19 protein-coding genes are annotated in these 22,861 nt (G+C 58.8%); 10 read left to right on the top strand and 9 right to left on the bottom strand.

What is annotated here, in order from left to right:
* Positions 1-713 precede the first annotated feature (713 nt).
* Positions 714-2,066, top strand: coding sequence for an OprD family porin (locus F6R97_RS21315; RefSeq protein WP_315867055.1), 1,353 nt, complete (start codon positions 714-716; stop codon positions 2,064-2,066).
* A 145-nt stretch (positions 2,067-2,211) separates the two neighbouring features.
* On the opposite strand, the gene F6R97_RS21310 is transcribed toward F6R97_RS21315, so the two are convergent.
* Together F6R97_RS21310 and F6R97_RS21305 are read right to left on the bottom strand one after the other, a co-directional pair.
* On the bottom strand, positions 2,212-3,054 hold the full coding sequence (locus F6R97_RS21310) for a mechanosensitive ion channel family protein (RefSeq protein ID WP_315867054.1): 843 nt from the start codon (positions 3,052-3,054) through the stop codon (positions 2,212-2,214).
* A 137-nt stretch (positions 3,055-3,191) separates the two neighbouring features.
* The gene (locus F6R97_RS21305) at positions 3,192-3,677 is read right to left on the bottom strand and encodes a YajQ family cyclic di-GMP-binding protein (protein WP_007906601.1); all 486 of its coding nucleotides are present in this window, start codon (positions 3,675-3,677) and stop codon (positions 3,192-3,194) included.
* Between the two features lie 140 nt (positions 3,678-3,817).
* Between F6R97_RS21305 and F6R97_RS21300 the strand changes: the two genes are divergently transcribed.
* The 3 genes from F6R97_RS21300 to F6R97_RS21290 are packed head-to-tail and all read left to right on the top strand — an operon-like array spanning position 3,818 to position 7,401.
* Entirely contained in the window at positions 3,818-4,735 is a 918-nt protein-coding gene (locus F6R97_RS21300; protein WP_315867053.1) for a putative 2-dehydropantoate 2-reductase, read from the top strand.
* Positions 4,736-4,780: 45 nt separating this feature from the next.
* Positions 4,781-6,817, top strand: coding sequence for an ATP-binding protein (locus F6R97_RS21295; protein ID WP_315867052.1), 2,037 nt, complete (start codon positions 4,781-4,783; stop codon positions 6,815-6,817).
* Positions 6,818-6,819: 2 nt separating this feature from the next.
* Complete coding sequence (locus tag F6R97_RS21290; protein WP_315867051.1) at positions 6,820-7,401, top strand: cob(I)yrinic acid a,c-diamide adenosyltransferase; 582 nt, start codon at positions 6,820-6,822, stop codon at positions 7,399-7,401.
* 134 nt (positions 7,402-7,535) lie between these two features.
* On the opposite strand, the gene F6R97_RS21285 is transcribed toward F6R97_RS21290, so the two are convergent.
* The 4 genes from F6R97_RS21285 to secA all read right to left on the bottom strand — a co-directional run bounded on the left by F6R97_RS21285 (position 7,536) and on the right by secA (position 13,346).
* Positions 7,536-8,480 carry a Nudix family hydrolase gene (locus F6R97_RS21285; protein WP_315867050.1) on the bottom strand — a complete coding sequence of 315 codons (945 nt, stop codon included), beginning with the start codon at positions 8,478-8,480 and terminating at the stop codon, positions 7,536-7,538.
* The gene (locus F6R97_RS21280; RefSeq protein ID WP_315867049.1) at positions 8,477-9,109 is read right to left on the bottom strand and encodes a glutathione S-transferase family protein; all 633 of its coding nucleotides are present in this window, start codon (positions 9,107-9,109) and stop codon (positions 8,477-8,479) included. The genes F6R97_RS21285 and F6R97_RS21280 overlap by 4 nt, the downstream gene beginning before the upstream one ends.
* 163 nt (positions 9,110-9,272) lie before the next feature.
* Positions 9,273-10,490 (bottom strand): bifunctional glutamate N-acetyltransferase/amino-acid acetyltransferase ArgJ, encoded by a 1,218-nt coding sequence (argJ, locus tag F6R97_RS21275; protein WP_008015216.1) that lies wholly within the window; start codon positions 10,488-10,490, stop codon positions 9,273-9,275.
* 120 nt (positions 10,491-10,610) lie between these two features.
* The gene (gene secA, locus F6R97_RS21270) at positions 10,611-13,346 is read right to left on the bottom strand and encodes a preprotein translocase subunit SecA (protein WP_315867048.1); all 2,736 of its coding nucleotides are present in this window, start codon (positions 13,344-13,346) and stop codon (positions 10,611-10,613) included.
* A 307-nt stretch (positions 13,347-13,653) separates the two neighbouring features.
* Between secA and F6R97_RS21265 the strand changes: the two genes are divergently transcribed.
* Positions 13,654-14,109 (top strand): DUF721 domain-containing protein, encoded by a 456-nt coding sequence (locus F6R97_RS21265; RefSeq protein ID WP_315867047.1) that lies wholly within the window; start codon positions 13,654-13,656, stop codon positions 14,107-14,109.
* Between the two features lie 78 nt (positions 14,110-14,187).
* Here F6R97_RS21265 and F6R97_RS21260 read toward each other — a convergent pair whose 3' ends face one another.
* Positions 14,188-15,675 carry a helicase HerA-like domain-containing protein gene (locus F6R97_RS21260; protein ID WP_315867090.1) on the bottom strand — a complete coding sequence of 496 codons (1,488 nt, stop codon included), beginning with the start codon at positions 15,673-15,675 and terminating at the stop codon, positions 14,188-14,190.
* Between the two features lie 174 nt (positions 15,676-15,849).
* Between F6R97_RS21260 and F6R97_RS21255 the strand changes: the two genes are divergently transcribed.
* The 4 genes from F6R97_RS21255 to F6R97_RS21240 all read left to right on the top strand — a co-directional run bounded on the left by F6R97_RS21255 (position 15,850) and on the right by F6R97_RS21240 (position 20,841).
* Positions 15,850-17,739 carry a methyl-accepting chemotaxis protein gene (locus F6R97_RS21255; protein ID WP_315867046.1) on the top strand — a complete coding sequence of 630 codons (1,890 nt, stop codon included), beginning with the start codon at positions 15,850-15,852 and terminating at the stop codon, positions 17,737-17,739.
* 219 nt (positions 17,740-17,958) lie between these two features.
* A complete protein-coding gene (locus F6R97_RS21250) occupies positions 17,959-19,080 on the top strand; it encodes a glycosyltransferase family 1 protein (protein ID WP_315867045.1) in 1,122 nt (373 codons plus the stop codon).
* Positions 19,073-19,849: a polysaccharide deacetylase family protein gene (locus F6R97_RS21245; RefSeq protein WP_315867044.1), complete on the top strand. Its 777-nt coding sequence runs from the start codon at positions 19,073-19,075 to the stop codon at positions 19,847-19,849. The genes F6R97_RS21250 and F6R97_RS21245 overlap by 8 nt, the downstream gene beginning before the upstream one ends.
* Complete coding sequence (locus tag F6R97_RS21240) at positions 19,846-20,841, top strand: YbhN family protein (RefSeq protein WP_048395626.1); 996 nt, start codon at positions 19,846-19,848, stop codon at positions 20,839-20,841. Before F6R97_RS21245 ends, F6R97_RS21240 begins: the two co-directional genes overlap by 4 nt.
* A 23-nt stretch (positions 20,842-20,864) precedes the next feature.
* On the opposite strand, the gene F6R97_RS21235 is transcribed toward F6R97_RS21240, so the two are convergent.
* Positions 20,865-21,122 (bottom strand): hypothetical protein, encoded by a 258-nt coding sequence (locus F6R97_RS21235; RefSeq protein WP_315867092.1) that lies wholly within the window; start codon positions 21,120-21,122, stop codon positions 20,865-20,867.
* Between the two features lie 144 nt (positions 21,123-21,266).
* Positions 21,267-22,115 (bottom strand): formyltetrahydrofolate deformylase, encoded by an 849-nt coding sequence (purU, locus tag F6R97_RS21230; protein ID WP_007903852.1) that lies wholly within the window; start codon positions 22,113-22,115, stop codon positions 21,267-21,269.
* Positions 22,116-22,442: 327 nt separating this feature from the next.
* On the opposite strand from purU, the gene mvaT reads away from it, so the two are divergent.
* Positions 22,443-22,820 (top strand): histone-like nucleoid-structuring protein MvaT, encoded by a 378-nt coding sequence (mvaT, locus tag F6R97_RS21225; protein ID WP_007903853.1) that lies wholly within the window; start codon positions 22,443-22,445, stop codon positions 22,818-22,820.
* Positions 22,821-22,861 lie beyond the last annotated feature (41 nt).

Raw genomic sequence — 22,861 nt, 5'->3', positions numbered from 1 at the left:
GCCACAGCACAAAAAATGCCGAAATGACCGATAAACAACGGGCTGCTCGATTCGATCACAAAGCGACACTGTGTGAATTCGGTACAGCAATTGAAATTTTTTGCACCAAAACCGCACAACGCGTCTACGCTCAGTGCGTCAGCATCCGCTAACTACTCACTGGCGGGGTGAACCGGTAACGTTTTTGGTTGTCGCCCCCATCAGTTCGATGTGGTAAACACGATGCGAAGCATGGCGTCAAGCCCAAGTAAAACGAGCTTGAACCCCCCGGTTTTATGGGGTTTTTACAGCAGCAGGCAGGCCTTTGGAAAAAAACAGCAACAGAATTCCGATTTGTGCACGCTTGTTGCATTCACACCTATATCGTCTATAAGGCGTCCGCTGGAAGTGGAAGCCTTAAGGCCAATAAAAACAGTGGCAGGGTTGCCCAATGGAGATTCAAGTGCAGGATCAGGGACTCTTTTTTACCGATGCTCAAGTCATGGAAAACAACGCTAAAGTTGTCAGTCCGATTGCGTCGGGATTGTGAATTTGCGACATCTACCCAGCCATTTGCGACAGGGTCGTAAAGAAGCTGAAAGGTTAGATCCGCAAGTATCGCCAACATGGTCGGCGTGATATAAGTTTGCGCCGACACAAAAAGAAAGAGCCGCCCGGATAATAAAACAGGCGGGACGGCAGTACTCTTCTAAAAACCAAAGGAGCAAATCACGATGCGCGTGATGAAGTGGAGCATGATCGCACTGGCAGTTGCAGCAGCAGCCAGTACTCAAATGGCAACAGCCGCACCTTTCGTAGGCGACCAAGCCGAAGCCAAAGGTTTTGTTGAAGACGCAAAACTCGACTTGCTGCTTCGCAACTATTACTTCAACCGTGACAGGTCCGCCGGCTCAAACGATCAGAAAGACTGGACCCAGGGTTTCCACGGTGTATTCAGCTCCGGTTACACCCAAGGTACTGTAGGCGTCGGCGTTGATGCGTTCGGTTATCTGGGCATCAAACTGGACGGCGGCGATGGCACAGCTGGCTCGGGCAACATGAGCCGCAACTCCCAAGGCGATAACGACGACGATTTCGGCAAAGCCGGTGCGGCCGTCAAAGTTCGCGTATCCAAGACTGAACTGAAGTTCGGTGAGATGCAGCCAAGCACCTCTCCCGTGTTCGCTGTCGGCGGTTCCCGTCTGTTGCCTCAAACCGCTACCGGTTTCCAACTGCAGAGCAGCGAAATCACAAACCTGGACCTGGAAGCAGGTCACTTCTACTCGGCCTCCAGCCAGGACGAGATGAACAGCGATGGTGAACTGCATTCCCAGTACTCGAGCTTTCCTAGTGACGGCCAACCTGTAACCGGCAAAACCATGGATTATGCCGGTGGCAAGTACGGCATTACCGACAACCTGAGCGTTTCGCTCTATGGCTCCGAGTTCAAGGACATCTGGAACCAGTACTACGGTAACGTGAACTACACCATTCCAATGGGTAGCGACCAGTCGGTCAACCTGGACGGTAACATCTACCGCACCAACGACACTGGCGATGCAAAAGCGGGCGACATCAGCAACACCACGTTCTCGCTGGCAGCCGCTTATTCGTTCCTGAAGGCTCACACCGTCACCCTCGGTTTCCAGAAAGTTAACGGCGACACCCCGTTCGACTACGTCGGTGTGGGTGACAACAACCGCGGCGGTGACTCGATCTTCCTCGCCAACTCCATCCAGTACTCCGACTTCAACGGTCCAAACGAAAAGTCTGCACAAATTCGTTATGACCTGAAAATGGCTGAGTACGGCGTACCTGGTTTGAGCTTCATGACCCGTTACGTTAAAGGCTGGGATATCGACGGCACCAAAATGGATGTCAACAGCCCATACCGTCTGTACGGCTACGGCGAAGATGGCAAGCATCACGAAACCAACTTCGAAGCCAAATACGTAGTTCAGACCGGCCCTGCCAAAGATCTGTCCTTCCGTATTCGTCAGGCATGGCACCGCGCCAACACCGACCAGGCTGAAGGCGATATCGACGAGTTCCGCCTGATCGTCGACTACCCGATTTCGGTTCTGTAATTGCCGAAAGTTAGTTCGCGGTAATCAAAAAAAGGCCCATCTTCGGATGGGCCTTTTTTATTGGTTAGAGCATTGTGTTTAATGGAGCGGACTCTTGCAGAACAAGTCTGACCAAAAGGTCAAACATGTATCGAAGGACCAATCATTACACCGTTGCCGACTCCTGAACCACTCGAATAACCCGCTGCGGAAACGGAATATCGATACCCGCTGCTTTCAAACGATCACGGGCGTGCTCGTTAAACATGAACAGCACATTCCAGTAATCAGCAGTCTTGACCCAGACCCGTAGCGAAACAGTGATCGAGCTTTCGCCCAGCATGGAAATGACCGCTTCCGGTGCAGGGTCAGTCAACACCCGCTCATCCCTGGCCAATTCCAGCAACACTTCGCGGGCCTTTTGCAGATCCGCGTGGCAATCCACACCAACATCAAACACTACTTTGCGTGTCGTTTGACGATTGGTATTGGTAATGATGCCGTTCGACAGATTGCCGTTAGGCACGATGATGGTTTTGTTATCGCCGGTGCGCAGTACGGTGTGGAAGATCTGGATGCTGTCGACAGTACCGGCAACACCTTGGGCTTCGATCCAGTCACCGATGCGGAACGGGCGGAACAACAGAATCAGTACGCCGCCGGCGAAGTTCGCCAGGCTGCCCTGCAACGCCAGACCGATCGCCAGGCCGGCCGCACCGATGGCCGCGACGAACGACGTGGTTTCCACCCCGATCATCGACGCCACGCTAACGATCAGCAGAACCTTGAGAATGATGTTCGCCAGGCTGCTGATGAAACCTTGCAGCGCCAGGTCGGCATTACGCAACGCGAGCAGGCCGCCGAGTTTTTGCGTCACCTTGTTGATCAGCCACCAACCGATGGCCAGGGTAATCACCGCCAGCAGCACGCGGCTGCCGTATTCCATGATCATTGGAATCCAGGCTTGAGACACCTTGACCAGGTTGTCCACTTCAGCATTCAAATCCATCTTCTTTCTCCTGATTTCCGGCTACCCGGCACGCAAAAAATGAGCGGCAGAAAGACCGAACCCGTGGGGGATTCAATCGTTTCTGCCGTTGCTTGGGCCTCGGACGTCGAAAACGTCGAGAGGTTCCCGCTTGAAAGTCAGTCGCGGAAGTTATTGAACTGCAGTGGCATGTCGAACGTCTTGGCGCGCAGGGCCGCGATGGCTTCCTGCAAATCGTCACGCTTCTTGCCGGTAATGCGCACTTGCTCGCCCTGAATGGCGGCCTGGACCTTGAGCTTGGCGTCTTTGACGTGAGCGACGATTTTCTTCGCCAGCTCTTTGTCGATGCCTTCCTTGAGGACCGCTTCCTGCTTCATCAACTTGCCCGACGCGTAGGCATCCTTGACTTCAAGGCACTGCACGTCGATCTTGCGCTTGACCAGGGCCAGCTTGAGGATCTCGATCATCGCTTCGAGCTGGAAATCGGCTTCCGCAGTCAGGTTGACGGTCAGGTCCTTTTCCTTGAACTCGAAGGTGCCTTTGCCTTTCAGGTCATAACGACGATCGAGTTCCTTGACGGCGTTCTCGACCGCGTTGGTGACTTCGTGTTTGTCCAGTTCGGATACCACGTCGAACGACGGCATGTAATCTCTCCAATAAAAAGGCACGCTCGATAACGAAGGAGCGCGCTTGGCTTGCGGTTAAAATCGGGCTCATTATAACGGGTCTTTTCCAACCGATACTGCGAGCCTCACATGCCAGCGACAAACCGAGCAAAAAGCTGATGTCTACCCCTTGGCATATTTTGGGCGCCGGCAGCCTCGGCACCCTTTGGGCCACACGTCTGGCACGGGCCGATGTACCGGTCAGGCTGATCCTGCGGGACGCGGCGCGCTTGCAGGCTTATCAAGCGACGGGCGGGCTGACGCTCGTGGAACACAGCGAAGCAAAAACCTATGCCGTGTCCGCACAAACAGCCGACAGCGACGAGCCCATCAGCCGTCTGCTGGTGGCCTGCAAAGCCTACGATGCCGAGAAAGCCGTCGCCCAACTCGCCCACCGTCTGACACCCGACGCCGAACTGATCCTGTTGCAAAACGGCCTCGGCAGTCAGGACGCGGTTGCCGCGCAGGTGCCTCAGGCGCGCTGCATCTTCGCCTCCAGCACTGAAGGCGCATTTCGCGATGGCGACTGGCGTGTGGTGTTCGCCGGCCACGGCTACACCTGGCTGGGGGATGCCGGCCATCCGGTGGCGCCGATCTGGCTGGAGGACTTGAGCGCCGCCGGCATTCCCCATGAGTGGAGCACGGACATCCTCACAAGGCTGTGGCGAAAACTGGCGCTCAATTGTGCGATCAACCCGCTGACCGTGCTGCACGAATGCCGCAACGGCGGTTTGCAGCAACATCATTGCGAAGTCGCCACCCTGTGCGCCGAGCTCACCGAACTGCTGGAGCGCTGCGGCCAGCCAGCAGCGGCGGAAAACCTCCGGGAGGAAGTCGAACGGGTGATCCAGGCCACCGCGGCCAATTTCTCCTCGATGTACCAGGACGTCGCGAATCAGCGCCGCACCGAAATCAGCTATCTGTTGGGCCATGCCTGCAAAGTCGCGTCGCGGCATCAGTTGAACCTGCCTCACCTCAATCAATTGCAGCAACGCTTGATCGCCCATCTGCGCAGCCTTGGATTGCCCAGCGACTGAGCAGCGGCTACGCTGGCCACTTGTTCCTTTTCAGCGATGAACCTGATGCCATTGCGCCAGCGCCTTGAAAACCTTCCAGTCGGCCAGAAATTGCTGGCCGCCCTGCTGGTGCTGTTGACCACCGTTTTGCTGGTCGCCAACCTGACCTTTATCAGCGCCGCGTATTACATCTCCCAGGAAAGCATGGCCCCCCAGGCCTTGCAGACCATTGGCCGACTGGTGTCCAACCCGAGCCTGATCTCCGAAGCGTTGAAGTCGCCGCAAAACGCCGAACGCCTGCTCAACGAGCTCAACAGTTATACGCCGTTGCGCGCGGCGGCCCTCTATGACGGTAAAGGTGTGCGCTTGGCACAGTTGCAGGCGGGCGACAAGCTCAACCTGCCGGGGCACTACCGGCACATGGAGGTCTGGCAAGCCTCGGAGTTTCGCAGTAATCAAGTGATCACCCTGCCCCGCCCCGGTACCGAGCCCGGCCATCTGTTGTTGGTCGCCAGCAGCGAATTGCCGATGGCGTTCTACACCGGGACCCTGACCGCCAGCCTGGGGATTCTGATCTTCAGCGTGCTGTTGTGGCTGGTGATCGCCCGGCAGATCAAACGCCTGATTACCCGGCCGATCCATCAGCTCGAAGAGTTGTCCCGGCAAGTGACCCGCGAAGAGAACTACGCCCTGCGCGCCTCTCGCGGCAACCACGACGAAATCGGCAGCCTCGCCGAAGCGTTCAACACCATGCTCTCGCGCATCGAGGCCCGGGAGCAGCAACTCAAGCGCGCCCGCGACGACTCCCAAGCCGCTTACGACCAAGCCCAGGGGCTGGCCGAAGAAACCCGTCACACCAACCGCAAGCTGGAGCTGGAAGTTCAGGTACGCAGCAAGATCGAAAAGAAACTCACCGGGTTCCAGAACTACCTCAACAGCATCATCGATTCCATGCCGTCGGCCCTGATCGCCCTCGACGAGCAGCTCTACGTGACCCAGTGGAATCAGGAAGCCAGCGCCCTGTCCGGTACGCGTCTCGATGAAGCCTTGAACCAGCCGATCTTCCTCGCCTTCGAACCGCTCAAACCGTTTCTGCCGCAGCTCAGGCAAACCGTCGAGCAGCACACAGTGGCGAAGATCGAACGCGTCACCTGGCTCAAGGACGATGAACCCAAACATTACGCCCTGACGTTCTACCCGTTGATGGGCGGTGCCGGGCGCGGCGTGGTGATCCGGATCGACGACATCACCCAGCGTCTGTCCCTGGAAGAAATGATGGTGCAGTCGGAAAAAATGCTCTCGGTCGGTGGCCTCGCCGCCGGCATGGCTCACGAGATCAACAATCCGCTGGGTGCGATCCTGCACAACGTGCAGAACATTCGTCGACGCCTGTCACCCGATCTGCCGAAAAACCTCGAACAGGCCGAGCAACTGGGCATCGAGCTGGAAACGGTCAACCAGTACTTGAAAGCTCGCGAAGTGCCGCAGTTACTCGATGGCATTCAACAGGCCGGCGCCCGGGCGGCAAAAATCGTGACGCACATGCTCAGCTTCAGCCGCCGCAGTACCCGGCAAATGGCCCCGTGCGACCTACCGGCGCTGATCGATCAAGCGGTGGAAATCGCCGGCAATGACTTCGACCTGGCCATCGGTTTCGACTTCAAGGGCCAGGCGATCATTCGCCAGTTCGATCCGGCGCTGGGCCCGGTGCCTGGCACTGCCAACGAACTGGAACAGGTGCTGCTCAACCTGCTGAAAAACGCCGCGCAAGCCATTCATCAACGTACAGACGACCGCGAACCGGGGCGGATCATTCTGCGTACAAGACTGAATCCACCGTGGGCGGAAATTCAGGTCGAGGACAACGGCATCGGCATGAGCGAGAGCGTACGCAAACGCACGTTCGAGCCGTTCTTCACCACCAAGGAAATCGGTCAGGGCACCGGCCTTGGGCTCTCGGTCTCGTACTTCATCATCACCAACAACCACAAAGGCCAGATGGAAGTGCAATCGACGCTGGGCCAAGGCACTTGTTTCACCTTGCGCCTGCCGTTGTCGGGCACTCCGGTGGTTTCTCAAGAACTCAATCAGCTGTCGAGGTAACCATGGGCTTTCGCTTGTCGAAGATTTACACCCGCACTGGCGACAAAGGCGAAACCGGGCTCGGCGATGGGCGCCGGGTGCCCAAAGACCATCCGCGCATCGAGGCCATTGGCGAAGTCGATACGCTGAACAGCCAGGTGGGAGTGCTATTGGCCGGATTGGCGACGGAAAGTAACGCGTATCCGGGGTTGAACGAAGTGATCGAGGTGCTGGCGCCCTGCCAACATCGGTTGTTCGACCTGGGCGGTGAACTGGCGATGCCGGTTTATCAGGCACTGAACACGGTAGAAATCGAGCGCCTGGAAGCGGCGATCGATGTGTGGAATGAAGAGTTGGGGCCGCTGGAGAATTTCATTCTGCCCGGCGGTTCCGCGCTGATTGCCCAGGCCCACGTATGCCGCTGCCTGGCGCGCAGTGCCGAACGGCGCTGTCAGCAGTTGAATGCGATCGAGCCGTTGGCCGGGGTTGGCCTGGCGTATATCAATCGGCTATCGGATTTGTTGTTTGTGGCGGCACGGTTGATTGCCAAGCGTCAGGGGATTGCCGAGATTTTGTGGCAAGCGGCAGCGAAACCCCAGGTTTAGTTGGCGCGTCCGAAGACGCCATCGCGGGCAAGCCCGCTCCCACAGGGATCAGCGTCGTACACAAATCTGTGTCCATCACGAACCACTGTGGGAGCGGGCTTGCCCGCGATGGCGCCAGCAGCAACACCGCAGAATCAGGCCTCAGGCCAAAACGCCCGAATCCCCGCCACACCCTGTGCTCCTGCTTCCCAGGCTTTCTGCCGCTCTGCCGGGCCAACCCCACCGAGCAAAAATACCGGCTTACTGAAGCCCTCGATCAAGGTCGAAGCCTGTTCCCAACCCAATGGCAAAGCATCCGGATGGGTCTGCGTCGGCTGTACCGGCGACAGGGTCACAAAGTCCACGCCCATCTGCTCGGCCAGTGCCAGTTCCTCAGCATTGTGGCAAGACGCTGCCAACCAGCGCGACGCCGGTAGCGGGCGCCCGGCCGCCGCGTACTTGCGCAACTGCGTCGACGTGATGTGCCAACCAGCGGACGGGAAGTCCCCCAGCCATTCAAACGGCCCCTTGATCATCAACTGCGCCTTGCCGGCACACAGCCCTGCCGCGTCCACCGCCAGATCGCGGTATTGCGGGTCGTAGCCGTTGGGCGCGCGCAATTGAATCAGCTTGATGCCGCCAGCGATGGCTTTCTGAATACCGCGCAGCAAGGCCGGGGTTTCCAGGCCCTCCGGGGTGATCAGGTAATCGCCGGGCAAGCGCGCAGCGGCGACGATCGGCTGGTTAGCGGCCGGGAAGTCGTAGTCCACCAGTTCCCGCGCGGTCACCCAGGCCAAAGGCTGACCTTCGGCGCCATGGGGTTCGCCGGTAAACGCCGAGACCTCCCAGACATCCAGCAATACCTGCTTGTCCGGGTAATCGTGGCGGACCTTGATCATCGGCCGCGCGGTATTGACCACGATACCCAGCTCTTCGTGAAGCTCGCGAGCCAGGGCCGTTTCGACGGATTCGTCATCCTCGACCTTGCCACCGGGGAATTCCCACAAACCACCCTGATGCTGGGTGTCGGCACGGCGCGCGATGAGGATCTTGCCGTTGCTATCGCGGATAACCGCGGCTGCTACATGGACTCGTTTCACCGCTCTATTTCCTCCAGACCCGCCTTCCGCCAGGCCTTAAAGGCTGGCCATTGGTAGATGGTTTCGACATAGGCCGCATCGGCCTCGGGCAGCTTCACCTGATAGGTGCGCAGACGCACGGCGATCGGTGCAAAAAACGCATCGGCCAGGGTCGCGCCGCCAAACAGGAACGGGCCGGTTTCAGTCGAGGTGGCACGACACTCAGCCCACAACGCCAGCATGCGCTCGATTTCAGCCTGAACCTCAGGCGGGGTCGGCGACAGTGGCGCATCGTGGCTCAGATCGAACGGCATGTTGCCGCGCATGGCGAAAAAACCGCTGTGCATCTGCGCGCACGCCGAACGCGCCTGGGCACGGGCGGCAGTGTCTTTGGGCCACAGGCCGGCATCGGGAAATTGTTCGGCCAGGTACTCGGCAATCGCCAGAGAATCGGCGACGGTGCCGTGTTCGGTTTTCAGCAGCGGGACTTTCCCGGTCGGCGAATGCTTGAGCACGCGCTCGCGAGTGTCCGGCTGGTTCAGCTTGATCAGTTCTTCGGTGTAGGACACGCCGGTCAGGTCGAGGGCCAGTGCGGCGCGCAGGGACCAGGAGGAATACAGTTTGTCGCCGATGATCAGGTGGAGGCTCATATATGGGTGCCTTCTCGTCAGGGGAACAATCCAGAATGTCTAGCGTCAGGTGGCCCGTCATCGCGGGCAAGCCCGCTCCCACAGTGATTGCGCCGTACACAAAGTTTGTGCACACCACTGAACTTGTGGGAGCGGGCTTGCCCGCGATGGGGTCGACGCAGTCTTACGTACGGTACTCAGCGTTGATCTTCACGTATTCGTGGGACAGGTCAGTGGTCCAGATGGTTTCGCTGCAATCACCGCGACCCAGCTCGATGCGGATGGTGATTTCTTCCTGTTGCATCACCGCCGCGCCCTGGGCTTCGGTGTAGGTGGCAGAGCGAGCGCCACGGCTGGCGATGCACACGTCGCCGAGGAATACGTCAATCTTGCTCACGTCCAGGTTCGGTACGCCGGCACGGCCCACGGCGGCCAGAATGCGGCCCCAGTTCGGGTCGGAGGCGAACAACGCGGTCTTGATCAGCGGCGAGTGGGCCACGGTGTAACCGACGTCCAGGCATTCCTGGTGATTGCCGCCGCCGTTGACTTCCACGGTGACGAACTTGGTCGCGCCTTCGCCGTCACGCACGATGGCCTGGGCCACGTCCATGCAGACTTCAAACACCGCTTGTTTCAGCAAAGCGAACAGCGGACCGCTGGCTTCGGTGATTTCCGGCAGTGCTGCCTGACCGGTGGCGATCAGCATGCAGCAGTCGTTGGTCGAGGTGTCGCCGTCGATGGTGATGCGGTTGAACGACTTGTTGGCGCCGTCCAGCAGCAGGTTTTGCAGCACGTCCCGCGAGACTTTGGCGTCGGTGGCGATGTAGCCGAGCATGGTCGCCATGTTCGGGCGGATCATGCCCGCGCCTTTGCTGATGCCGGTGACGGTGATGGTCACGCCGTCATGCTGGAACTGGCGGCTGGCACCCTTAGGCAGGGTGTCAGTTGTCATGATGCCGGTGGCGGCGGCTTCCCAGTTATTCACCGACAAGTCGTCGAGGGCGGCTTGCAGCGCGCCTTCGATTTTTTCGACCGGCAGCGGCTCGCCGATCACACCGGTGGAGTACGGCAGCACCAGGCTTGCATCGACCCCGGTCAGTTCAGCCAGTTTGGCGCACGTGCGCTCGGCAGCTGCCAGGCCTGGTTCGCCGGTGCCGGCGTTGGCATTGCCGGTGTTGGTCAGCAGGTAACGTACCGGGCCTTGTACACGTTGCTTGGCCAGGATTACGGGAGCGGCGCAAAAGGCGTTGAGGGTGAACACGCCCGCCACTGTGGAACCTTCGGCACAGCGCATGACCACGACATCCTTGCGCCCCGGGCGCTTGATGCCGGCCGAGGCGATACCGAGTTCAAAACCGGCAACCGGGTGCAACGTTGGCAAAGGACCAAGACCAACAGCCATGAATGCGCTCCTTAATAAATGATGTCTGCACCGCCGTCGGGGCGTCGGTGGTTTAAATGGCAAAACGCCGCGACGGCATAAGCCGGTCGCGGCGCGGGTATTTCAGCGTATGAAACGGGTTTACTGGATCTGCCCGTGGCAATGCTTGTACTTCTTGCCCGAACCGCAGTAGCACAGCTCGTTACGGCCCAGCTTCTGCTCGTTGCGTACCGGTGCGGTGGCGAGGGCTACATCGACCTCTTCACCCAACACTTCCGGTTGCTCCAGGCCAGGTGCTTCGTCGTGCTGGAACTGCATGCGCGCAGCCAGCGCTTCGGCTTCCTGACGCAGGCGAGCTTCTTCTTCGATCGGGTCTTCGCGGCGAACCTGAACGTGCGACAGCACACGGATCGAATCGCGCTTGATCGAATCCAGCAGCTCGGAGAACAAGGTGAAGGACTCGCGTTTGTATTCCTGCTTCGGGTTCTTCTGCGCATAACCACGCAAGTGGATGCCGTGACGCAGGTGATCCATGGTCGACAGGTGGTCTTTCCACAGGTCGTCCAATACGCGCAGAACGATTTGCTTCTCGAAGGAGCGCAGTGCTTCGGCACCGGCCTGGTCTTCTTTCTCGTTGTACGCGGCGATCAGCTCGTTCATCAGCTTCTCGCGCAGGGTTTCTTCATACAGGTGATCGTCTTCGTCCAGCCATTGCTGGATCGGCAACGCCACACCGAAGTCGCTCTGCAACGCCGCTTCCAGACCAGCCACGTCCCACTGCTCTGGCAGCGATTGCGGTGGAATATGCGCGCTGACGGTTGCGTTGAGCACGTCCTGACGGAAATCGGCGATGGTTTCGCCAATGTTGTCGGCGGCCAACAAACTGTTACGCATGTGATAGATCACTTTACGTTGTTCGTTGTTGACGTCGTCGAACTCGAGCAGTTGTTTACGGATATCGAAGTTACGGCCTTCAACCTTGCGCTGAGCCTTCTCGATGGCGTTGGTCACCATGCGGTGCTCGATCGCCTCACCGGACTGCATGCCCAGCGCCTTCATGAAGTTCTTCACCCGGTCAGAGGCGAAGATGCGCATCAGGCTGTCTTCCAGCGACAGGTAGAAACGGCTGGAACCGGCGTCGCCCTGACGACCGGCACGACCGCGCAACTGGTTGTCGATACGGCGCGATTCGTGACGCTCGGAAGCGATCACCTGCAAACCGCCCGACTCCAGCACTTGCTGGTGACGTTTCTGCCAGTCGGCCTTGATCTGGGCGATCTGCTCAGGGGTCGGGTCTTCCAGCGAAGCCACTTCCACTTCCCAGTTACCGCCCAACAGAATGTCGGTACCACGACCGGCCATGTTGGTGGCGATGGTCAGTGCGCCCGGGCGACCGGCCTGAGCAATGATTTCGGCTTCTTTTTCGTGGAACTTGGCGTTCAGAACCTTGTGTTCGATGCCTTCCTTCACGAGCAGGCTGGACATGTGCTCGGACGTTTCGATGGTGGCGGTACCCACCAGCACCGGACGGCCCTGAGTCATGCACTCCTTGATGTCGTTGATGATCGCCGCGTATTTCTCTTCGGCGGTCAGGAACACCAGGTCGTTGTAGTCTTTACGCGCCAACGGTTTGTTCGGCGGGATGACCATGACCTGCAGGCCATAGATCTGGTGGAATTCGAACGCTTCGGTGTCTGCGGTACCGGTCATGCCGGACAGCTTGTTGTACAGACGGAAGTAGTTCTGGAACGTAGTCGACGCCAGGGTCTGGCTCTCGGCCTGGATGTTCAGGTGTTCCTTGGCTTCGATGGCCTGGTGAAGGCCTTCGGACAAACGGCGACCCGGCATGGTACGGCCGGTGTGTTCGTCGACCAGCACGACCTGACCGTCCTGCACGATGTATTCAACGTTGCGATTGAACAGTTTGTGCGCGCGCAGGCCGGCATAAACGTGGGTCAGCAGACCGAGGTTGTGCGCCGAATACAGGCTCTCGCCTTCAGCCAGCAGGCCGACGCGGGTCAGCATGTCTTCGATGAACTGGTGACCGGCTTCGTTGAGTTCGACCTGACGGGTCTTCTCGTCCACGGTGTAGTGGCCAGCCTTGGTGACTTCGCCTTCGACTTCTTCGACGTGCAATTCCAGCTGCGGGATCAGTTTGTTGATCTCGATGTACAGCTTGGAGCTGTCCTCGGCCTGACCGGAGATAATCAGCGGGGTACGGGCTTCGTCGATGAGGATGGAGTCGACTTCGTCGATCACGGCAAAATTGAGTTCGCGCTGGAATTTTTCTTCCATGCTGAACGCCATGTTGTCGCGCAGGTAGTCGAAACCGAATTCGTTGTTGGTGCCGTAGGTGATATCGGCGGCGTAAGCGGCGCGCTTCTCTTCCGGCGGCTGGAATGGGGTAACCACGCCGACCGTCATGCCGAGGAACTCGTAGAGCGGACGCATCCAGTTGGCGTCACGGCGGGCCAGGTAGTCGTTCACCGTCACAACGTGCACGCCGTTGCCGGACAGCGCGTTGAGGTAAACGCCCAGTGTTGCCACCAGGGTCTTGCCTTCACCGGTACGCATTTCCGCGATCATGCCTTCATGCAAGGTCATGCCGCCGATCAGCTGGACATCGAAGTGGCGCATACCCATGACGCGCTTGCCGGCTTCGCGGGCGACCGCAAAGGCTTCGGGCAGCAGCTTGTCGAGGGTTTCCCCTTTGGCGAGGCGGGCCTTGAACTCGTCGGTCTTGGCACGCAATTGATCGTCCGAAAGGGCTACCATTTGCTCTTCGAAGGCATTGACGAGCTGCACCGTCTTGAGCATGCGCTTGACTTCACGCTCGTTCTTGCTTCCAAAAAGTTTCTTTAACAAAGGCGCAAACATATCGGCAGGATCTTCCACACTAAAGGGATGGAGGGCGGCCCCGTGAGTCGCCCGTGCAGCCCTCATGGCCGCATGCGAACGAGCATTCTACCCGGAAACGATGGTGAGGAAAGTGGCGTTATTCCACGATGCATGCACTGCGCTGTGACGGGGCTCACTTAAAATAAGGGCATTTTGCTGAACTTCAACCCATCGAGGGCACAAGTTACTCGTTGATTTAATGGGTAAAGCGCTCGCAAAGCAATGGGTCGGGGGCAACGGGTGCTTTCTGTTACCATGGCCGTTCTGTTACTTCAGGTGTTCGATCATGGCATTTCGCCCTCTCACGGCCAGAGCACCCGCCGTTCTGCTTCGCGAAGCCAAACCGCTGAAAGCCATTTTTGGCCATGCTCAACGCCTGGGTCATTTACAACGCCTGGTGGAAAGCCAGTTGCAGCCGGCTGCCCGCGAGCATTGCCATGTGGCGTCGTGGCGTGAAGGCAGTTTATTGCTGATTGTCACCGACGGCCACTGGGCCACCCGCCTGCGTTATCAACAAAAGCGTCTGCAACGGCAGTTACAGCTGTTCGACGAGTTCGCCAGCCTGACGCGAATTCTGTTCAAGGTTCAACCGCCTACCGTTCAGCAAGGGGCGGCGGGGCATACGATAAATTTGTCGACCGATGCGGCGGCGACCATTCAGGCGACGGCTGATGGGATAACCGACCCGAACCTGCGGGCAGCCCTTGAACGCCTGGCGGCGCACGCCAAACCCAAGGCCTGAAGCAAGATCAAAAGATCGCAGCCTTCGGCAGCTCCTACGCGCCTGTGGGCGCTGCCGAAGGCTGCGATCTTTTGCTTTTCAGCGGCGTTTGCTGCCGCCGAGCAATGAGCCCATCAACCCACGTACCAATTGTCGGCCCAATTGATTCGCCGCCTGTCGCATGGCTGATTTCAACGCCTGGCCTGCCGCCGTACCAAGGAGTTCCCCGGCCTTGTCGGTGAAACTCGGCTCTTCAGGTGCTGGTTTGCCCGCCGCAGCTTCGGGATCCGGCGCCAGCCCTTTGCGCCCCATCAGCACTTCATAAGCCGATTCGCGATCGACCGGTTTGTCGTAGCGCCCCTTGAACGGCGAACCGGCGATCAGCACGGTGCGTTCGGTCTCGGTCAGCGGCCCGATCCGCGATTGCGGCGGCGCAACCAATACACGCTGAACCATCCCCGGCGTGCCCTTGTCCTGCAAGGTGCCAACCAGCGCCTCGCCGATCCCCAACTCCGTCAACACCGACAAGGCTTCAAATGCCGGGTTCGGTCGGAAACCGTCGGCCACCGCGCGCAGGGATGTCTGTTCTTTGGCGGTAAATGCACGCAAACCGTGCTGAATGCGCAGGCCCAGTTGAGCCAGCACATCATCCGGCAAGTCGCCCGGCGATTGGGTGACGAAATACACCCCCACGCCTTTCGAGCGGATCAGTCGCACCACTTGTTCCAGACGTTCCTGCAACGCCTTGGGCGTACCGGCGAACAACAAGTGCGCTTCGTCGAAAAACAGCGCCAGCAGCGGTTTCTCGGCATCGCCACGCTCCGGCAATTGCTCGAACAGTTCGGCCAGCAACCACAGCAGGAACGTCGCATAGACCTTCGGTGCTTCATGCACCAGACGGCTGGCATCCAGCAAGTGAATGCGCCCACGACCATCCACGGCCGGTTGCAACATGTCTTCCAGTTGCAGCGCCGGTTCGCCGAATAACGCTTCAGCACCCTGTTGTTCCAGCGTCGCCAAACGGCGCAACAGCGCCTGGCTGGAACCGGTGGTCATCAACGCCGCGTCATCCCCCAACAACTCGGGGTTGTCGCGCAGGTGATTGAGCAGCGCCTTCAAATCCTTCAAATCCAACAGCAACAGCCCTTCGCGGTCGGCCACCTTGAACGCGGCATAGAGTGCCGACTGCTGACTGTCGGTCAGTTCCAGCAGGCTGCCGAGCAGCAACGGGCCCATTTCGCTCAGGGTTGTGCGCAGTGGATGACCGGACTGACCGTTAATGTCCCACAAGGTCACCGGATACGCCTGCGGCTTATGGTTCAGCCAGGGCATGCCGGCGATCCGCTCGGCGACTTTGCCTTGAGGGTTGCCGGCAGCGCCCAGGCCGCACAGGTCGCCTTTGATGTCCGCCGCGAACACCGCCACGCCAGCATCGCTGAAGGCTTCGGCCAAGCGCTGCAAGGTAACGGTTTTACCGGTCCCGGTAGCGCCCGCCACCAGGCCGTGACGGTTCGCCAGGCGCATGGCCTGGGCAATGGACTGGCCCGCGAGATCGGCGCCGATAACGAGTTGCGATGAGTCAGGCATTTTGTCACCCATGGTTAATCTTTGATCCTTCATGGCCGATATAAAAGACTGAAAAGCGTCGGTAATCCCCCTAAGGAGAGGACGGAAATATCAGCTTGATTTCAACACTGCCCGTTTTGCGTGCCTTTATAAAAGCACGCCCTGAATAATAAGACCTTAGCGGAACCCCAAGCCATGAATAAAAATCTGCGCTTCAGCCATAAAATACTGCTTGCCGCCGCCCTCATCGTTATAGCTGCCTTCGCCTCGTTTACCTTGTACAACGACTATTTGCAGCGTAATGCGATACGCAACGATCTAGACAACTATCTACAAGAAATGGGCAGTGTGACGGCCAACAATATCCAGACCTGGCTGGCTGGCCGTAGCCTGCTGATCGAAAACCTGTCACAAAACGTCGCCCTGAACGCTGACACCGGCAATGTCTCCAAACTACTTGAGCAGAAGGCGGTGACCTCGACCTTCATGGGCGCCTATCTGGGCAACAAGGATGGCACCTTCATCATCCGTCCTGACAGCAAGATGCCTGAGGGCTATGACCCTCGCGCCCGGCCTTGGTACAAGAGTGCGCAAAGCACCGGCGGCTCGGCACTGACCGAACCGTACATCGATCTCGCGTCCGGCCAACTGGTCATTTCCATCGTCAACAGTGTGCTCAAGGACGGTCAAAGCATCGGTGTGGTCGGTGGCGACCTGAGCTTGCAGGTGATCGCCGACAGCCTCAACGCGCTGGACTTCGACGGCATGGGTTATGCCTTTCTGATCAGCGCCGATGGCAAGATCCTGGTTCACCCGGACAAAACCCTGGCGATGAAGTCCCTGAGCGAGGCGTTTCCGAAAAACACCCCGCGCATCAGCAGCGAACTCAGTGAAATCGACGTCGACGGCAAGCCCCGTATCGTCACGTTCACCCCAATCAAAGGTTTGTCTTCGGTCAATTGGTACATCGGCCTGTCGGTGGATAAAGACAAAGCCTTCTCGATGCTCAGCGAGTTCCGCGCCTCGGCGGTCGTCGCAACCATCATTGCCGTGGCAATCATCATCGCCCTGCTCGGCATGTTGATCCGCATCCTGATCCAGCCGCTGCACGTCATGACCCGCGCCATGGAAGACATCGCCGACGGTGAAGGCGATCTGACCAAGCGCCTGACCATCCAGAATCAGGACGAATTCGGCATCCTTGGCACGGCGTTCAACCGTTTCGTGGAACGGGTTCATACGTCGATCCGCGAAGTGTCCTCGGCCACCGGCCAGGTCAACGAAGTGGCCCTGCGTGTAGTGGCCGCCTCGAATTCGTCGATGTTCAATTCCGACCAGCAAGCCTCGCGCACCAGCAGCGTCGCCGCGGCAATCAACCAGCTCGGTGCCGCGGCCCAGGAAATCGCCCGTAACGCCGCCCAAGCGTCAAGTCAGGCCAGCGACGCGCGCAGCCTGGCCGAAGACGGCCAGCAAGTGGTGGATCGCAGCATTGCCGCGATGAATCAGCTGTCAAGCATGCTCAGCGCCTCGAGTACCAACATCGAATCGCTGAACAGCAAAACCGTGAACATCGGGCAGATTCTCGAAGTGATCACCAGCATCTCCCAGCAAACCAACCTGCTGGCGCTCAACGCTGCCATTGAAGCGGCGCGTGCCGGTGAAGCCGGGCGTGGTTTTGCCGTGGTGGCGGACGAGGTGCGCAACCTGGCGCATCGCACGCAAGAGTCGGCGCAACAGGTGCAAACCATGATCGAGGAGTTGCAAGTCGGTGCCCGCGAGTCCGTCAGCACCATGAGCGACAGCCAGCGCCACAGCCAGGACAGCGTGGAAATCGCCAACCTGGCCGGTGAACGCTTGAACAGCGTGACGTTGCGCATCGGCGAAATCGACGGCATGAACCAGTCCGTGGCGACAGCGACCGAGGAACAGACGGCGGTGGTGGAATCGATCAACGTGGACATCACCGAGATCAATACGTTGAACCAGGAAGGCGTGGAAAACCTGCAATCGACATTGCGGGCGTGCTCGGACCTTGAGCAGCAGGCGGCGCGGTTGAAGCAGTTGGTCGGCAGCTTCAGGATCTAAGGCGCTCTCACCGGCCTCTTCGCGGGCAAGCCCGCTCCCACAGTAATCTCTGTCGTACACAAAATTTGTGTTCATCGAAGATCATTGTGGGAGCGGGCTTGCCCGCGATGGCGATCTGCAAAACCCCGCTAAACCTCGCTGACACCCCCGCCGCAAAACCCCAATCGAACATCTATCCTTCATATAGGTCAACCAAGGGAGAACAAACGGACCGGAGGAATGTTCATCGTGCATATCGCTGACATAACCATGTTCTACGCCCCTGCCAGCGGTGGCGTGCGCACTTATCTGGATGCCAAACACCGTCGTCTGGGCATCAAACCGGGCATTCGCCACAGCCTGCTGATTCCCGGGGCTCATTTCAGTGAACGGGACGGTATCTACACGGTTCCGGCCCCTGCCCTGCCCTTTGGCAAGGGTTATCGCTTCCCCCTCCGTCTCGCGCCTTGGCGCAACGTCCTGCAGGATTTGCAGCCTGATCTGATCGAAGTCGGCGACCCATACCTGACTGCCTGGGCTGCTTTGGACGCCAAGCGGCAACTCGATGTGCCGGTGATCGGCTTTTATCATTCGGACCTGCCGCTGTTGGTCAGCAATCGCATGGGCAATTGGGTTACCCCCAATGTTGAAGCTTATGTCAGCAAACTCTATGGCAACTTCGATCGGGTTCTGGCGCCGAGTCAAATCATGGCCGATAAGCTGATCGGGTTGGGCGTAAAGAATGTTTTCGTACAACCTCTGGGCGTCGACCTGCAAACGTTCAACCCCAGTAAACGGGATCCAGGTTTACGGGCTGAATTGGGCATCGATGAAAACACTCATCTGCTGATCTTCGCCGGCCGTGGATCCAAGGAAAAAAACCTGCCAGTGCTGCTCAAATGCATGAAACGCCTGGGTCGTCGCTATCACCTGTTACTGGTGGGCTCGTCGATGCCGACCCTGGTACCGCGCAATGTCACCGTCCTCGATGAGTTCTACCCGGCGGCGCAAGTCGCGCGCTTGATGGCCAGTGCCGATGCGCTGGTGCATGCCGGTGATCAGGAAACCTTTGGCCTGGTGGTCCTTGAAGCCATGGCCAGCGGCATTCCGGTGGTGGCCGTGGCGGCCGGGGCTTTTCAGGAAATTGTCACCGATCAATGCGGCCTGCTTTGCGCGCCGAACAATCCAGCAGCGATGGCCAACGCTGTGCGCGAACTGTTCAGTCAGGGCAGCGCCGCGCTGGGCAAACAAGCCCGCAGCCATGTCGAACAGCATTACGCCTGGGACATCGTGGTCGACAGCCTGTTGGGGCACTATCACGCCGTACTCGGCACTCAATGGTCACTGACCGCCAATGGTTGAGCCCATGAACGCGCCCAGCCTGTTACTGGTATTACACGACGTTGCGCCGCAAACCTGGCCCGATTACCAAGCCTTCGTCGAAACCGTCGACGCGCTGGGTGAGGTGCCGATCACTTGGCTGGTGGTGCCGAATTTCCACAAACATAACGACCTGGACGCGTATCCGGCGTTTCGACGTTTGTTGACCCGTCGCGTCGCTCGCGGTGACGAACTGGCACTGCATGGTTACTTTCATTGCGATGAAGGACCGATCCCCATCACTCCCCGAGACTGGTTCATGCGCCGAATCTACACCCATGAAGGCGAGTTCTACGACCTGTCAGAGGCCGCCGCCCTCACCCGCCTGCGTGCCGGAATCGAGGTGTTCCACCGCTACAACTGGCCATTGCAAGGTTTCGTCGCTCCGGCCTGGCTGATGAGCGAAGGCACCCGCCAAGCCTTGCGTCAGGTACCGCTGCGCTACACCAGCGACTCGCAGCATCTGTATCGACTGCCGGATTTCACCGCGATCGATGCTCCGTGCCTGGTCTGGAGCGCGCGCAGCGCCTGGCGTCGCGGTCTGTCGAAAATCGTCAGCGATCAGCGCGAACAACGCTGGCGCCAGGCGCCGGTGATCCGTCTTGGCCTGCACCCCGTGGACATGCGCCATGAGTTCTCGCGTCACTACTGGCTGCAAACCCTCAAGCGCTTGCTCGACGAGGGCCGTGTGCCGATGACCAAGGCCAACTGGCTGGCACAGCAACGCGACCCCATCGGTCGCGCCGCATGAGCCGCGGGATTTTGCTAGTCGTCGCCCTGCTCGCTGCGGTGCTCATCCCGTCGTTGCTGGGCGGCGGAGAGACATGGTCGCGGTTGCAAAGCTTTCCGCTGAAATGGCTGCTGATCATGTTCGGCATGATCCTGCTCTGCTGGATGCTCAACACCCAGCGCTTGCGCCTGCTGTTGGGGGATCAGTGCGGCAAGGTCAGTCGCTTCAAAAGCCTTGGGGTGGTCATGTCCGCCGAGTTCGCCTACTGCGCCACCCCCGGCGGCAGTGGCGGACCGCTGACCATCATGGCGCTGCTGGCACGTCACGGCGTGCGGCCGGCCAGGGGCAGCGCCGTGTTCGCCATGGATCAGTTGAGCGATCTGCTGTTTTTTCTCTGCGCGCTGAGCGGGATTCTGATTTACGCACTGTTCCAGCATCTCAGTCAGCGCATGGAATGGCTGCTGACGGTCAGCGCCATCTCAATGTTCGGCGGGTTGTTCAGTTGCGTATTAGCGGCTCGCTACCACCGCTCGCTGATTCGTCTGAGTGGTCGGTTGCTCGCTCGCCTCAATGTCAAAGGCACCACCCGGATGCGCTGGGCGCGAAAGCTCCTGCACTTTCTGGCGGCCTTTACTGACACATTGAAGTTGCCCTTTCAGACGTTGATCACAGTGTTTGCACTGACCTGCCTGCATTGGCTCTTGCGCTATAGCGTGTTGTATCTGGCGTTGCGTGGGCTGGGCGTGGATTTACAGTGGGCCTGGTGCTTTCTGATCCAGATGCTGTCGCTGAGTGCGGGGCAGTTCAGCCTGTTGCCGGGCGGTGCCGGGGCGGCGGAATTGACATCGGCGGCGCTGCTGGCGCCCATGGTCGGGAAATCCACCGCGGCGGCGGCGATTCTGATCTGGCGGACAGTGACCTATTACTTCTACCTGGTGGTCGGTGGCCCGGTGTTTTTACTGATGCTAGGGCGGCCATTGCTCAGGAAGTTGATGAAGCTCAAACAGGCTTAAAAGATCGCAGCCTTTGGCAACTCCTACACACTGTGGCGAGGGGGCTTGCCCCCGTTGGGCTGCGAAGCGGCCCCCGGCATTCGTTCAGGCAAACCCTGCGACGGCTGCGCCGCCGAACGGGGGCAAGCCCCCTCGCCACTTAACTGCTCCCACAACTCGGCGGCACCGGGAAACTCCGTGCCGTCTTCGGGGCTCAGGTCATCCGGGTCATAGCGACTCAAACATCCCTCACCCAATATGGCGGGTGCTTTGGAAGTGGCTTTGTCCAATGGATCGGCCATGGTTATGTCCTCTGGATCGTTCCCACGCTCTGCGTGGGAATGCAGCCCTCGACGCTCCGCGTCTGCTGCCGGGGGTGACGCAGAGCGTCACAGGATGCATTCCCACGCGGAGCGTGGGAACGATCAGCAATGATCAGCAGACCATCAGAACACGACGGTTTTGTTGCCATGCACCAGCACCCGGTCTTCCAGGTGATAACGCAGACCACGGGCCAGCACCATTTTCTCGACGTCACGGCCGAAGCGCACCATGTCTTCAATACTATCGCTGTGACTCACGCGCACTACGTCTTGCTCGATGATCGGACCGGCGTCCAGCTCTTCGGTGACATAGTGGCAAGTGGCGCCGATCAACTTCACACCGCGCATCGAAGCCTGGTGATACGGCTTGGCGCCGACAAACGACGGCAAGAAGCTGTGATGAATATTGATGACTTTATGGGCGTATTCGCTGCACAACTCGGGCGGCAGAATCTGCATGTAACGGGCAAGTACCACCACTTCGGCCTCGTGCTGCTTAACCAGACGCGAGACTTCGGCGAAGGCCGGCTCCTTGTTCTGTGGGTTGACCGGCACATGGTAATAAGGAATACCGTGCCACTCGACCATGCTGCGCAAATCATCATGGTTGGAAATCACGCAGGCGATTTCACAGTCCAGTTCGTCGCTGTGCCAGCGGTGCAGCAAGTCGGCCAGGCAGTGAGATTCGCGGCTGGCCATCAACACCACGCGTTTCTTCTGCTCGGTATCGGTGATGCGCCAGTCCATCGAGAACTCTTCGGCAATCGGTGCAAACGCTTCGCGAAAGGCTTCGATACCGAAAGGCAGCGAATCGGCACGAATTTCGTGACGCATGAAGAACCAGCCACTGAGATTATCCGAGTGATGGCTCGCTTCAGTGATCCAGCCGTTATGTGACGCCAGAAAGTTACTGACTTTAGCAACGATGCCGACGCGGTCCGGGCAAGCAATCACTAGCCGAAAAGTGCGCATGAGGGGGAAACTCCAGAACTTCGCAAAGGCCGCTATTCTAGCGATTACGCAGCAAAACTGCAGTATTGATGACGTTTGGCTTTGCCCGCAGGTCCGGTACAGGTTCTGCAAGCACCAGGCTGCCCCACGCGATGGTGTTCTTGCGGGCAATCTTCAAGAGCTCAACTGTGAATATTTGTGACGCTATTTAACTGTCACTCCAATGTGTGTCCTATGCCGCAACTAATTTAAATAAAACTCCGGTTAAATGTTTACTTGATGAAACACCCTGACTATTATTGTCGCACTGTCACCCTGCCATCCAGCGCCCAACATAAGGTAGTCCTCATGTCCTTGATCAACGAATATCGCGCCACCGAAGAAGCTATCAAAGAGCTGCAAGCCCGTTTGAAGAATCTGTCCCAAGACGACAAACTGCAAACCGAGCTGGAATTCGAAGGCAAACTGCGCACCCTGATGGGCGAATACTCCAAATCCCTGCGTGACATCATCGCGCTGTTGGATCCAGAGTCCAAAACCAAGGCTCCACGTGGCGGCGCAGTAAAAACTACCGGCACCAAGCGTGCTCGCAAAGTTAAACAATACAAAAACCCGCACAACGGCGAAGTCATCGAAACCAAAGGTGGCAACCACAAGACTCTGAAAGAGTGGAAAGCCAAGTGGGGCGGTGACGTGGTTGAAAGCTGGGCTACCCTGCTGGGCTAAGCCGCAAGCGTGTCGCAGACTCATCCGCGACCAAAAGAACG

This window comes from Pseudomonas sp. JV414, assembly GCF_032424305.1.
Classification (GTDB): domain Bacteria; phylum Pseudomonadota; class Gammaproteobacteria; order Pseudomonadales; family Pseudomonadaceae; genus Aquipseudomonas; species Aquipseudomonas lini.
This window is presented reverse-complemented; position numbering and strand designations above follow the sequence as displayed.

What these genes read in the sequence shown, in the direction of transcription:
- F6R97_RS21315 (WP_315867055.1), top strand. Translation starts at nt 714, where the DNA reads ATGCGCGTGATGAAGTGGAGCATGATCGCACTGGCAGTTGCAGCAGCA.
- F6R97_RS21310 (WP_315867054.1), bottom strand. Translation starts at nt 3,054, where the DNA reads ATGGATTTGAATGCTGAAGTGGACAACCTGGTCAAGGTGTCTCAAGCC.
- F6R97_RS21305 (WP_007906601.1), bottom strand. Translation starts at nt 3,677, where the DNA reads ATGCCGTCGTTCGACGTGGTATCCGAACTGGACAAACACGAAGTCACC.
- F6R97_RS21300 (WP_315867053.1), top strand. Translation starts at nt 3,818, where the DNA reads ATGTCTACCCCTTGGCATATTTTGGGCGCCGGCAGCCTCGGCACCCTT.
- F6R97_RS21295 (WP_315867052.1), top strand. Translation starts at nt 4,781, where the DNA reads ATGCCATTGCGCCAGCGCCTTGAAAACCTTCCAGTCGGCCAGAAATTG.
- F6R97_RS21290 (WP_315867051.1), top strand. Translation starts at nt 6,820, where the DNA reads ATGGGCTTTCGCTTGTCGAAGATTTACACCCGCACTGGCGACAAAGGC.
- F6R97_RS21280 (WP_315867049.1), bottom strand. Translation starts at nt 9,109, where the DNA reads ATGAGCCTCCACCTGATCATCGGCGACAAACTGTATTCCTCCTGGTCC.
- argJ (WP_008015216.1), bottom strand. Translation starts at nt 10,490, where the DNA reads ATGGCTGTTGGTCTTGGTCCTTTGCCAACGTTGCACCCGGTTGCCGGT.
- secA (WP_315867048.1), bottom strand. Translation starts at nt 13,346, where the DNA reads ATGTTTGCGCCTTTGTTAAAGAAACTTTTTGGAAGCAAGAACGAGCGT.
- F6R97_RS21265 (WP_315867047.1), top strand. Translation starts at nt 13,654, where the DNA reads ATGGCATTTCGCCCTCTCACGGCCAGAGCACCCGCCGTTCTGCTTCGC.
- F6R97_RS21260 (WP_315867090.1), bottom strand. Translation starts at nt 15,675, where the DNA reads ATGCCTGACTCATCGCAACTCGTTATCGGCGCCGATCTCGCGGGCCAG.
- F6R97_RS21255 (WP_315867046.1), top strand. Translation starts at nt 15,850, where the DNA reads ATGAATAAAAATCTGCGCTTCAGCCATAAAATACTGCTTGCCGCCGCC.
- F6R97_RS21250 (WP_315867045.1), top strand. Translation starts at nt 17,959, where the DNA reads ATGTTCATCGTGCATATCGCTGACATAACCATGTTCTACGCCCCTGCC.
- F6R97_RS21245 (WP_315867044.1), top strand. Translation starts at nt 19,073, where the DNA reads ATGGTTGAGCCCATGAACGCGCCCAGCCTGTTACTGGTATTACACGAC.
- F6R97_RS21240 (WP_048395626.1), top strand. Translation starts at nt 19,846, where the DNA reads ATGAGCCGCGGGATTTTGCTAGTCGTCGCCCTGCTCGCTGCGGTGCTC.
- F6R97_RS21235 (WP_315867092.1), bottom strand. Translation starts at nt 21,122, where the DNA reads ATGGCCGATCCATTGGACAAAGCCACTTCCAAAGCACCCGCCATATTG.
- purU (WP_007903852.1), bottom strand. Translation starts at nt 22,115, where the DNA reads ATGCGCACTTTTCGGCTAGTGATTGCTTGCCCGGACCGCGTCGGCATC.
- mvaT (WP_007903853.1), top strand. Translation starts at nt 22,443, where the DNA reads ATGTCCTTGATCAACGAATATCGCGCCACCGAAGAAGCTATCAAAGAG.